Raw genomic sequence first — 13,089 nt, 5'->3', positions numbered from 1 at the left:
TATAACACCAATAATAATAATAAATAAATAGTGAATTTATGAGGTTTTTTAAATTGTTAGTAGTGGGTTTTGCCTTCTTTTTCATGGCTTGCGCGAGCACCCGAACAACTACGGATTTACCGGAAACTTTAAAGGCTTTTAATAACCCTAATTCAAATATCGTGATGGTGGCTTCCCATAGGGGCGCACATATGGATAATTTTGAAAACTCTATCGCGTCGGCAAAGCAAGCCATTAGATTAGGTGTTGATATTATCGAAGCTGATGTAAAAACCACAAAAGATGGCTATTTGGTTTTAATGCATGACTCAAGTATTGATCGAACCACTACAGGAAAAGGCAAGGTTGAGGATTTGACTTTGGCTGAAATCAGAAAGTATAAACTTAAAGCACCTTATGGTAGGATAAGTAAAGAAACTGTACCAACCTTTGAAGAGTTTTTAAAAGTAACCAAGGGAAAGATTATGGTCGACGTGGATATGAAAACCGATAATGTGGAAGGTATTCTGGCGGCAGTGGAAAAAACAGGCACCCACAATGAAGTCTTTTATTTTGATAATGACTATGATCAATTGGACAGGATCAAAACATTGCGAAGATCGGCCCAATTGATGCCTCGGGCTTATTCATTAAAAATGGCAGATTCGGCCATTGTAAAGTTTGCGCCGCCCGTTATACATATTGATAAAAAATTTAATAGTAAAGAGGTTGGCGATTTGATAAAAAGGAACAATTCAAGAATTTGGATGAATACCTTGGGGGAGTTTGATGCCCAAATTCGCTATGGACATGGGGAAGAGGCTTTGCGGGAGGTACTGAAACATGGTGTGAATATCATACAGACAGATGAGCCCGAAATGTTGTTGCAATTGTTGAGGCATAAAGGGTTGCATGAGTAATTGAAAAATCCATAAGCAATAATGGGTTTTAATAATATTGGGGAATTGGACGTCTATTTGATTCCTAGGGAAGTTGCCAAATAAGTTATCCATGCCCATGAGGAAATGGTGCATCATTCTATATCAATTCCTTTCGTTCTATAAAAGGGTTTGGCTTTATTTAAAAAGTCAAACCCTCGTTATTTTATACCTTATGCGGTTGCGGGAACGTGTCCTTTGCTACACTAAAAATCGATTTTAATATTGCTCAACATGTACCTCCAGTTTGTTCGTAAAGGAATTTTTTAGGATGGCCGCTAGTTTCTTTTCCATTTCCGCTGTCTTCTCCGGGAATTTATCAGCAAGATTATTGGACTCCCCAGAATCTTCTTTCAAATTGTATAGTTGTTGGTTGGGCTCGAATCCTGTCTCGATCTTTGGTCCCCACGGAACCAATTTAGGGCCGTCGTGCGGTGCAATATACTTCCAATTACCATCAATATAGGATAAGGGCCCTTCAAAACTTTCTTGGACCAATGAATTTCTGCCAACCTTGTTGTCGCCCAATAAAACGTCTAATCGGTCCTGGCTATCGATTACATCATTTTGGATTTTATCTACCCCTGCCAAGCGGCCAAAGGATTTCAAGAAATCCACTTGGCTGATCATGGCGTTGGAAACGGTTCCTTTGCCCTTCCCATCTGGCCACCTTACAATCAATGGGATTTTGGCCCCTCCTTCAAGGGAACTGTATTTACCGCCCCTTAAATCACCTGTTGGTTTATGGTCTCCAATGAGTTCCCTTGCTTGGTCATAGTATCCATCGTCCACTACCGGGCCGTTGTCGCTAGAAAAGATTACTATGGTGTTGTCCATAAGATCTTGTTGTCTAAGGAAGGACATTATTTGACCCACAGTCCAATCCAATTGCAGGATTACGTCGCCCCTGGGTCCCAGACCGCTTTTACCTTGGAACATTTTATTGGGAGCCCTTGGTACATGGATATCGTGGGTAGAGAGATAAAGGAAAAAAGGTTCGTCTTTATTCGATGCGATAAAGTCGGTCGACTTTTTAACCAATTGCTGGGCGATGGTCTCATCGTCCCAAAGTGCGGCACGTCCTCCCGTCATCCAGCCAATACGACTTATGCCGTTTACAATGGTGTTGTCATGGCCTTGTGAAGGTTTCATTTTTAACAGTTCGGGGTTTTCCTTGCCCGTTGGCCAATCCCCAACCTTTTCTTTGTAATCGACTTGAATAAGATCGTTAGGGTCTAGATTCACAATATTGTGATTTTCAACAAAAACACAGGGAACACGATCTCCGGTCGCTGGGATGATATATGAGTAATCGAACCCAATTTCCAAAGGTCCAGGGGCTATTTTTCCATTCCAATCGGGACCTCCTATGCCTCCAAGACCCAAATGCCATTTGCCCACGATACCGGTTTCATATCCAGCAGATTTTAAAACGGAAGGTAAGGTTGTACTAGCCGTATCGATCAAGAGGGACTCATCTCCCTTTGCAACACCGGTCCCTTTCTTTCGCCAAGCGTAATTACCCGTTAATAGGGAATAACGGGAAGGTGTACAGGTCGCTGCGGTTGCATAGGCGTTTCGGAATACAATACTCTCCGTGGCCAAGGAATCCAAATAAGGGGTTTGAAGACCAATGGAGCCATATGGACTTATATCGCCATAGCCTAGATCATCGGCATAAATAAGTACGATATTGGGTTTTTTTGGTAATTCCATGGATTTATGGATTTCCGTGCTTTTATTTTTACAACTTATTGCCAAAAAGGCAAGAAGGGTAAATATTGGGAATCCATAATTTTTGTGGGTCATAGTTTTGAATTTTAAAGTAATTTGGTCATTTTTTTTCGGTATTTTCAAAGTAACTTTTGAAGAGATAATATACCAACAATTTTGAAGGCGCACACGCAAAAACATTTATTATTTTTCTTTTAACGACACTGCCATTAACCATAAGGAAAATTCAAATACCGTCAAATTAAGAGGGTTTCTAGGTGTTGGAATAATAAGTTCATGTCTGCATAATGCCAAGGCATCGAAATCATTAAAAAGAGGCCACCTTTCCCTCAATTTTGGTAGCTGCCTTCCTTTATGGATTCTTTGGCTGTGCAATTTACCCACGCACGTTGGCAAGGAATGCACTTTTGGGGCTTTAAGGGTTTTACGATAAAAAGTAAGCCTGCCGAAATTAAAAAAATAGAATGCCATGGTATCCATAGATTGTAAAATACCCGGTTGTACTTGAATATTTATATCCCGTTTTGATCAAGGGTGCCAGAAACCATAGGTTTTATCTGCATTGATTTTTTCTGAAGATATCGGAACCTTAAAAATGCTGCTACGTATCCAAGTAGTAAGAGGAGCAATAGTTGAATGACCTCATGGCTATACAGGTAGGCATCCACTCCCATAATGGCATGTCTTTTTATAAAAACAAAAAAAGGTTTTAGAGGGAGAAGGTTCGAGATGAACTGTAGAAACAGGGGCATATCACTTATAGACCACGTAATACCCGTAACCAAGAATACAGGATAAGATGTAAAGGCCATAATTTCCATCGCAACGGCTTGTGAACTGAAGAAAGTCGAGATAAACCAGCCGTACAGAAGTGTTGCCATGAAGAAGACCAGCGAAACAAAAATCAGCGTGAGGAAATCACCTTTGATGGGTAGGTCGAAATATGGAAAGGCAACTAAAAAAGTAAACAGCAAATATGCCGAATATAAGAATAGATGAAAGCCTAATTTACCTGTGATATAAGTTAGAAAGTTATTCTTACTCGTTTCAAAGCCAACCTTCATCAAGCCTTTCTTACGGTCTGAAGCGATACTTTCCGATAGCCCAATGAGTAATGTTTGGTGTAGAATAAGCACCAAAAGGGCAGGCAATAGAAAGTTCCCATAATTATTGGTCGGATTGTACACCCCATTTACCTGTGTGGTTATCGGATTGGCCTTTATTTCAGCAAACGTCGGATTTATGCCTTTGGACTCAAAATACTTTTGTCGCGATTCTAGGGCGTAATCCATTGTCACAAGATTCACCGCCTTGTTAATGTCGTTTGAGGACAGGAATTTCGTATTGTTCAGAATTAGTCCAATAGGGGAGCTTTCGTTCTTTTTGAGTTTTTTTTCAAAATCACGGGGTATACTAATGATTCCCTGAATCTCAAATTTTGACATTCCGATCTTGGCTTCGGGAAGACTGTTGTACACATGGGTGATATCGACCTTTTGTGTCGCATTGACCTTATTCAGGAATGACTTACTACTCTTTGTCAGGTCCATGTCCACAACCCCCACACTGACTTTTTCCTCATCCTTCTTGATGTAGGTTGACCCCATCATCACAAAATAGAGTATGGGTGCAATGAATAAAACCAAAAGGATACTATGGTCTTTGATAACCTGTTCAGCTTCCTTTATAATTAATGTCAAAATAAGTCTTAGGTTCATAACGCAGCAGTCTTTGGGGAAAGAAAAATAGATTTTCTATTGATCAAGAGTCCTATCGCGATCATGAGTATCCCACAGAATAGGAATAATAGGAGTTTCAAAACCTCTGGTAAAATAAAGTTCAGTGACGTATCCAGTTGATATAACTTTAGAAAAGCCGTAAGGAAATGGGTATAGGGTATTATTTCGGCATACACGGTATTGGGCCAAGGCATTGCCCAGATCGGAAAGGTGAATCCGCTGAACACAAAGGCGGGCGAATTGTAGAATATGGCCGCATCAAGGGCGATGATTTCATCCTTGACCATTAGGGACAATCCGAATCCCATTATAATACTAACGGTGATAAAAAGCAATAATAATAGAAGTAGTGAGCCTATGTTCCCGTAGATGGGAATCCCAAAAATAGGGAATATGATGGCGAATGTCAATCCGGACAAACCGAGGGAATATACCATAAAAGCAAAATATTTGCCCAATATCATGCTAGGGATGCTTCCTCTGGCGAGGGTAAACAATTCCTGATAAGTGTTGTTTTTCCATTCGAGGTTGAAAGCCCTGGCGGCGGCTAGGAAAATGATCATTTGTAATAAAACGGTGGTTAAGCCGGGTAACAGATAATACACATAATTATATTGCGGGTTTCCCAAAACCCTTGTATTTATGTTAATGGGCAATACGGTACCTAGAATTTTGTTCGGATTTATGCCCAAAGGGGCAATTCGTTTAGCCACGATGGCCCCACTTAGGGTTTGGGTAACCTGTAATGCGGTTTTGTACAACAGGTTCCCGAAAACAATGTTTGTGGAATTCGTATATATCCGTATCTGTGTAGGTACGTTTTTTAGGATGTTTTTATGGAAATCCTTAGGGATATAAAACACACCCTGAACCCCTTTTTCAACAAAGGCATTCTCAATGGCGTCAGATGATGATAGGTAATGGGTGACCTTTAGATTGGGGGAAGACTCCAAAAAACGGATATACGTACGACTCAAAGTGCTATTGTCGTTATCGTATACCGCAACGGGAACCTCCCTAAGTGCTCCTTTATAGTAAATTGAACCGAGTAGAAGAAACACGACCAACGGAATAATGATAAATAGATTCCGTGCTGATTTCAGCCGTGCCAACCGCAGCATTTCACGTTTAAAAACACGATATACAGGCCAATTCTTGAGCATATTGATTATTTGTAAATCTGAATGGACATACCTGGGCGAAGCTCTTCTATACGGTCTTGGGGTTTCAGGTGTACTTCAAAGGTCTTCAGCTCATATTCCCCCTTGGCCTTTACAGGAACCCAAGTGGCAAAATCTGCCATAGGCGAGATATAGGTCACTTTGAATTTGACTTCCTCGTTACCCAAACCAGGTACTTTTGCCGTATATATATTGTCTTTCTTAAAATCGGCCAGATCATCTTCCCTTACATTGAAAATCGCATAGATTTTTTCCGGTCTTTGTATGGTCAGTATGGGGTAACCGGCCGCCATAACCTCTCCTTCCTCAGCTATCTGGTTACTGATGATTCCTGCAGTGGGGGCGATGATTTTTAGTTCATCGTAGAAAGCCTCAACTTCCTGATAAGCACCCTTGGCACTTTCATAACTTCCGTAGGCCGCTTTAATGTCCTCCTTACGGGCACCGCTTTTGGCCATTTCCCATATGGATTTGGCGGCGTTCATTTGTTCCTTGGCGGCGTCATATTTAAATTGAAGCTCGTCCATTTCCTGTTTGGAAATAATACTGTCCGCGTATAGGGCTTTATATCTTTTATAGGTTTTTTCGGCAAAATCAAATTGGCTTTTAGCCATTTGATACTGGTTTTTTAGAGCATTTATTTCCTCTGTCCTTGCACCGAATTCCGCTTTTTCAACCAAAGAGCGGGCAGCCTTTACCATACCCTCGGCCTGACCTTTTTTCGCGTCGAGGACGTCGGGCTCCAAGGTGGCCAATAACTGACCTTTATCAACTGTTTGCCCTTTCTCGACCACAATGGTATTTACCCTTCCCGGAATTTCGGAAGACACATTTACCTCTGTGGTTTCCAAGATACCTGTATATATTTCAGGATTGGAAGAACTTGCGCGAATGATAAAGTATACAATTGAAAACAGGATGACAAGTACCGGAATGGCTAATGTGATATGTGCTTTTTTCACGATGATGCTTATTTACTAATGATTTGAATTACTTTTTCTGGCTCCCCTATGGCTGTATATAGATTGGCAATGGCTTTAAAATAACCATCCAAGGCCACCAATTGTTCCACTTTCGATTTTTCATATAATAAAGAGGCATCGATAACATCAATGGACTTGCCAATGCCTTCTTCAAACCGTCGTTTGTTTATCCTTAGGTTCTCCTTGGCCAGCTCAACCGTGGTGATATGGCTATTGTAGAGTTTTTGCTGATTCAGGGCGTTGGTATAGTTGCTTTTTACCAGTAAGTGGATTTGCTGTGTAGCGTATTCTTTTGCGTTTGCCACTTCCATTTGCAGATGTTTACTGGCTTTAAGCTTGTTGATGTCCTTAAACCCATTGAAAATATTGATCTGCGCCTGTACACCGACCATAAATTTAGGTGGAATTATGGGTAAATCCTCTCGAAACATATTATAGCTACCAAATGCCGCCACATTGGGCATAAACTTTGATTTTTCAATAGCATGGGCCTGTTTGGCCATTACTTCCTTCTGATTGATCAATTCCAATATGGGCTGTTGGGCATATGCGGTATTTAAGAGGGCATCAAAATCGAGGTAAATATCCCGATATGCGATACTGTCCATAACCTTGAATTGAACCGAATCGGGTACGTTCATTGTGGAACGCAACGCCATTTCTGCCAATTGCATTTTATTACGCTCATTATTTAGGTCTTTCTCAGCATCGGCCACGGCAACCTGTGCCCGTAATAAAACATGTTTGGGAAGAATCTCTAGCTGTATGGCGCGTTCAGCTTGTTCTTTGTGTTTTAGCATACCGTCATAAACCTGCTCACGTACTTTGATAACCTGTTTGAGCAATACTACATTCAGATAGCGCTCAATAAGTTCATTGGCTATTTCATCCTTAACCTGTTTAAGCTCTATATCGGCAGATTGTAATTCGGCTTTGGCATATTTTTTTGCAGCTATTATTTTTCCTCCCGTAAATAAAGGTTGGGTAGCGGTCAATGCTGCGGTCACATATTCCTGATTATCGATAATCATATTGGTGTAATCAGGGAATTGTCCTAAAACACTGACCATAGTGCTGAATGCACTTTCGGCACTAACACCCGACAGACCGATCTGTTCGCCATAGGCTTGCACAAAAGCCGCATTGTATTTACCACCCAATTGGTCTAAAGAGCTCGACATTTGGGAAGAGTTCACCTCTATATTCTCACTAAGGTACGTATAGCCACCTATAAGATTTACAGACGGCATAAAATTGCCCTTAGCCGCATTGTCCTCATAGGTTTTTTGCTTTACGCGTTCCGAGTAACGCTTGATTTGCTCATTGTTGTTGTAGCTTAAATCCAATGCCTCGGAAAGACTGATTTCCCGTTCTTGTCCGTTCACATAAGAGGTAAAGGGAATCACGATGATTAACATCATGATTATTTTGAATGGGATGTTCGATATTTTTTTCATCCAAATACTCATCTGACAGTAAAAATGTATATCTAAAATTTTCGATACAAAGTTCCCTCGATATGCTAGTACTATTTATGACATAAGTCATAAAAATTCTAGTTTTTTGATTATCCTTCCATATAAGAATATGTCTTGATACCCTAATATACGGGGGTCTTCATAATGAGGGTAAGTATAAGGTCCGGTTGGTAACGGTTATTGGTTTTTTGTCCCCTTAAGGAATAATCATCCCTATTTTTTAATTAAAGGACAAAATTATGGAATTGTATTTAGTTTATTTAAAGCTCATCATAAAATAACCGGAAATAAAAATATTATCGATTCGATACTTGTTCATATAGAAAACTTTATTACTTTTAAATGTGTAACAAATACACTTTTTAAGAGTTGCTGAATTAAAATTACATAACTGTAATTTGGAATTTGTTTGGAAAAGATTGCAGTTTAAGCTGCGATCTTTTCTTTATTGCAACCGGAGGAAACTGAGGATTCCTTGAAAACATCCTTATTTGGGATACGGGTGTTTTTTTGGGCTATTCACGAATAGCTTAAGGATTGGGACCGGGTTTATGGCCCCCAGTCTCCGCAAGGTCAACTGTGTATAATGGACAAAAAGTTATGAGAAAATCAAAATGTATTTATTTCCTTTTGTTGACTATAGCAATGACCTTTGTTGGTGTAAGTTGTAAGAATAAAATCCAAAAAGAAAACATAAAAGATCCTATGGAACAGAAATCAAAAGCTACCGTCACTAAAAAGGATTATGGCACTACCTCGGAGGGTAAGACCGTAGAGCTTTATACGTTAAGGAATACAAATGGAATGGAAGTGGATATCATAACCTATGGTGGCCGGATTACGGGATTGTCCGTTCCGGATCGAGATGGAAAGTTTAGTAATGTGGTCTTGGGGTTTGATACTTTGGAACAGTACGAAAAGGAAAATCCTTTTTTTGGGGCATTGGTCGGTAGATATGGTAACAGAATCGCAAACGCCAAATTTTCATTGAATGGAAAGGAATATAACTTGGCAGCAAATAATGGCCCAAACAATTTGCACGGGGGGCTAAAAGGATTTGATAAAGTGGTTTGGAAAGAGGAAGCAACGGCTGAAAATGAAAATGCGATATTAAAATTGGGTTATCTGAGTACGGATATGGAAGAGGGCTTCCCGGGGAATCTCAAGACTACCGTCACCTATACACTTACCAAAGACAATACCTTGCAAGTAGCTTATGAGGCTACTACGGATCAACCTACTGTGGTGAACCTGACCCAACATTCCTATTTTAACCTCTCTGGGGATTTCTCAAAAACCATAATGGATCATGAAGTTTCATTGGAAGCGGATCAACTGGTTCCTGTCGATGAAAACCTGATTCCTACAGGGGAACTTATGGATGTAGCTGGGACACCATTTGATTTCAGGTCCCCCAAGCCAATAGGAAGGGATATCAATGCTGATAATGATCAAATTAACAAAGGTGGCGGATATGACCATTGCTGGGTGTTAAAGGGTCAAGATACAGGTTTAAGAACAGTGGCTAAAGTATATGATCCGGAAACGGGAAGGGTTATGGAAGTGGCCACTACCGAACCAGGGGTTCAATTGTACACAGGAAATTTCTTGGATGGCACACTTCCAAGACCGGATGGGGGTACTTTCGGTAAAAGAAGTGGACTTTGTTTGGAAACCCAACATTATCCCGATTCACCAAACCAGCCCGATTTTCCTTCCGTAACCTTGAATCCGGGAGAAAAATATTCCACGGCTACCTACTTTAAGTTCGGAATCAAATAAAAAAGGTTATCCAAAGAAAAGAAAATCCGAAAAACCTCCTATTGGTGGTTGGCAACGATGCTGATTTAGGGTTGCCAACGATTGCTTTTTGGAAAAAGGGCAAAAGGGATGGAAAAACTAAAGGGGTTTTAGCGATTGGGACGTCATCGGTTGACTCCCTCTTTAAGGCGTTGTTTCTTTAGAAAATAGTTAAGGTTTATACTATATTTGGCTTCTTAGAAAACATAAAAATGCCTAAAGTCTTATTTCCTTTTTTTTTATTCGTGGTATTATTGGCCCACAACAGGGTATCCGCCCAATACAGTATTAGGGGGGTAGTGGAAGATAAAGCGGGTCAGCCCTATGTAGGGGCTCATGTTAAACTTGTTCCAGGGAGTTATTCCACCACTACGAATGACCAGGGTGAATTTGAATTATCCAACTTGAAATCCGGCGAATATCTGTTGTCTATATCTTATTTGGGAACGAAGGGCTATGTAGAAAAAATAGGGATAAATACGGATGATGTTCATGTAGACATCGTATTGAAAGACGATATTCTGGCCCTACGAACGGTTGTGGTAACCGGAACTTTTGAACCCCGTAGCAAGCTTTCCTCTTCTACAGCGATTAGCACCTTGGAAGCCGATGGTTTAAAACATAGGGTTTTAGGGGGGACAGCAAATTTATTACAGGCAATTCCAGGGACTTTTACAGATGCGTCTGCAGGAGAAGTTTTCACCAAGGTCTATACAAGGGGTATATCGGCTTCTGCGGAGGATGATATGGGATGGTATTATGTTTCGCTTCAAGAAGACGGGTTACCGGTAAGTTTGGTGCAACATTCCTATTACGGACCTGATATCTTTCATCGAACGGATATTTATACCGATAGGGTAGAGGCCATACGGGGGGGGAGTGCCGCAATAACGGCCCTAAATGCCCCTGGAGGTATTTATAACTTTATTTCAAAAGGCCCTAGTGATGTTTTTGGAGGTGAAATTCGAATTCAGGGGGGACTACAAGGGGACAATAATCCCATGTCCAGGATCGATGGTAGGTTTGGAGGGCCGATGGGTAACCATTGGTTTTTCAATATTGGTGGGCATTACCGTAAGGATGAAGGGGCCAGGAATACCGACTTCACTTTCAGTAAAGGTGGACAATTGCGATTCAACCTTATGAAAAAACATGAAAAAGGATTTATTAAATTCTACGGTAAGTTGTTGGATGATTTTACAAACAGATATACTGGGGTGGCCGCTAAGAATTGGGATGACCCCGTAGCAGCCTATGGTCAGGATTTTAATACTACGGCTCTATTGATGCCTGCCTTTTCTGCCGATGTTCCCGATGGAAGAAGATTGAGTGAGGGCGCTACGAATCGTTTTGACCCTTCCCAAGGTGTTCATGCCCAGGATAAGGCCTTCGGTGTTGAATTTTTACAGGATTTAGGAATGGATTGGTCCGTACGTTTCAATCTAAAATATTCCCATAAGAGTGCCAATTGGCAAACGGCCATTAGCAATGCATTCGTTTCTTTGGACGATCCTTTGGCGTATTTCATTTCAGGAGCCCAATTTCCGGTAGGTCAGGTGGTTTTTAATGATGCGGTTTCTGAAGAGGAATTGGCGCGTTTGGACAATAGTGGCATTTTATCGGGGGAATCCTTTGCATATATAGGAACAGGCACATTGCCTTATGATGCGATTATGGGTACGGCTTCTTGGTTGAAACAGAACAAGAGTGATGAATGGATGAATAAAATGACCATTCGTAAATTGACTGATAATCATGATATTACCTTTGGTTTGGGATTGGGGTTCTCCAATACATCCCTTTTTACCCAAGGCAGTTTTGGTTATGTGACCTATGAACCCAATCCCCGGATGTTACAGGTAACCCTTGAAAATCCAGGTCAACCTGTGATTGCCCTTTCCGATTCAAATGGGTTAAGCAATTACGGGGGCTTATTTTTCGATAATGCCAGGGCTGACGTGGCGCAGGTCGCATTTTTTGCGAATGACCGATGGAAATTGTCCGATCGTTTACATATTGATATCGGATTGCGATATGAATCCATGGGTCATAAAGGAAGCAAAGATCAGGCGGTTCCTTTTGAAAGGGAAGGCGGATATGACGGTAATCCAATAACGGATTATGACAATGGTATTTTAATGCCTTCGGGCGAACGGGATAGTTTCGATTTTAAGTATGATTATTTGTCCTATTCAACGGCATTGAATTATGCGGTCAATGACCATACCAGTATTTTCGGCCGTTTCTCTTCGGGTAATAAGGCACCGGAATTGAATTATTATTTCAATAATTTTTCCGGGGTGCCCATCAATCAAAAAGGACAGGTGCAGGAAATCAACCAGTTGGAAATGGGCTTTAAGGGGCAAACCAACCAATTTTCCGTTATGGCAACAGCATTTTGGAGCCAATTGAGGAACATAGGTATTGCGGATTTTCAATTTGACCCCGATGATGGTAGTGTGTTTTACGCCCCGGTACAGTTCAATGATTCACGTACGGTTGGTATAGAATGGGAAAGTGCCTATACACCACTTTCATATCTTGCATTCACTTTTAATGGGGCGTTGCAAAATGCAAAAGCTACGCAATGGACGGTTTATGACGCTTCGGATTCCGTGGATAGGTCAGATGATGTTGTTTTGGATTATTCGGGGAACACCTTGGCATTCAATCCCAAAATAATGTTCAACTTAGGGGTTGCGTATAACAAGGATAAATGGAACGGCTATTATAGGTGGCATTTTATGGGGGAACGGGAAGGAAACGTTGCAAATGCCTTTCAATTACCTGCTTATAGTATTTTTAATACAGGAGTGGGCTTTCAAATCAACAACAACCTTTCTGCACACCTAGAGGTCAACAATCTTTTCAATTCTGGGGGGCTTGCCAATTTCTATGGTCCCAATAATTTTGGGGCTAGTGCCAATAGCGCTACTGCGGACTATATTCAAGCGAATCCAGATGCAAGTTTTATTGTTGTTCCGGTATTGCCCAGGGGTACTTATTTGAGCTTGGATTATAAGTTCTAGGTTTTGCTGGTGGTCTAATAAGGGGTTATCAAGGAACATCGGATTTTCATATGGCCGGTCTTTACATCAGTTTCACGTTGAATACCCCATGGGTCCCAAGGGGAGGTAAAGACCTTCACCACAAAAGTGAATAGCTTTCCTGTACCACAATATACCGAATACCAAGCTTTTACCTTATTACCTATTTAGGTAATACATAAAAATACGAAATCGTTATATGAAATCCAT

General features: G+C 40.9%; 8 protein-coding genes. 3 read left to right on the top strand and 5 right to left on the bottom strand.

Annotated features, from left to right (window positions below; translation table 11 throughout):
- Positions 1–38 precede the first annotated feature (38 nt).
- Positions 39–899 carry a glycerophosphodiester phosphodiesterase family protein gene (locus LX92_RS11460; protein ID WP_109650629.1) on the top strand — a complete coding sequence of 287 codons (861 nt, stop codon included), beginning with the start codon at positions 39–41 and terminating at the stop codon, positions 897–899.
- Positions 900–1,136: 237 nt separating this feature from the next.
- Here the strand turns inward: LX92_RS11460 and LX92_RS11455 are convergent, their stop codons facing one another.
- The 5 genes from LX92_RS11455 to LX92_RS11430 all read right to left on the bottom strand — a co-directional run bounded on the left by LX92_RS11455 (position 1,137) and on the right by LX92_RS11430 (position 7,975).
- Positions 1,137–2,726 carry a sulfatase family protein gene (locus tag LX92_RS11455; protein ID WP_109650807.1) on the bottom strand — a complete coding sequence of 530 codons (1,590 nt, stop codon included), beginning with the start codon at positions 2,724–2,726 and terminating at the stop codon, positions 1,137–1,139.
- A gap of 437 nt (positions 2,727–3,163) precedes the next feature.
- On the bottom strand, positions 3,164–4,369 hold the full coding sequence (locus LX92_RS11445) for an ABC transporter permease (RefSeq protein ID WP_109650625.1): 1,206 nt from the start codon (positions 4,367–4,369) through the stop codon (positions 3,164–3,166).
- Positions 4,366–5,553, bottom strand: coding sequence for an ABC transporter permease (locus tag LX92_RS11440; RefSeq protein WP_109650623.1), 1,188 nt, complete (start codon positions 5,551–5,553; stop codon positions 4,366–4,368). Before LX92_RS11440 ends, LX92_RS11445 begins: the two co-directional genes overlap by 4 nt.
- Before the next feature lie 5 nt (positions 5,554–5,558).
- Positions 5,559–6,533 (bottom strand): HlyD family secretion protein, encoded by a 975-nt coding sequence (locus LX92_RS11435; RefSeq protein ID WP_109650621.1) that lies wholly within the window; start codon positions 6,531–6,533, stop codon positions 5,559–5,561.
- Positions 6,534–6,541: 8 nt separating this feature from the next.
- Positions 6,542–7,975 carry a TolC family protein gene (locus tag LX92_RS11430; protein ID WP_170117835.1) on the bottom strand — a complete coding sequence of 478 codons (1,434 nt, stop codon included), beginning with the start codon at positions 7,973–7,975 and terminating at the stop codon, positions 6,542–6,544.
- 657 nt (positions 7,976–8,632) lie between these two features.
- Here LX92_RS11430 and LX92_RS11425 point away from each other — a divergent pair.
- The gene (locus tag LX92_RS11425) at positions 8,633–9,814 is read left to right on the top strand and encodes an aldose epimerase family protein (protein ID WP_109650805.1); all 1,182 of its coding nucleotides are present in this window, start codon (positions 8,633–8,635) and stop codon (positions 9,812–9,814) included.
- Positions 9,815–10,044: 230 nt separating this feature from the next.
- Positions 10,045–12,861 carry a TonB-dependent receptor gene (locus LX92_RS11420; protein ID WP_109650617.1) on the top strand — a complete coding sequence of 939 codons (2,817 nt, stop codon included), beginning with the start codon at positions 10,045–10,047 and terminating at the stop codon, positions 12,859–12,861.
- Positions 12,862–13,089: the final 228 nt, after the last annotated feature.

This window comes from Maribacter polysiphoniae (assembly GCF_003148665.1).
Taxonomy (GTDB): Bacteria; Bacteroidota; Bacteroidia; order Flavobacteriales; family Flavobacteriaceae; genus Maribacter_A; species Maribacter_A polysiphoniae.
This window is presented reverse-complemented; position numbering and strand designations above follow the sequence as displayed.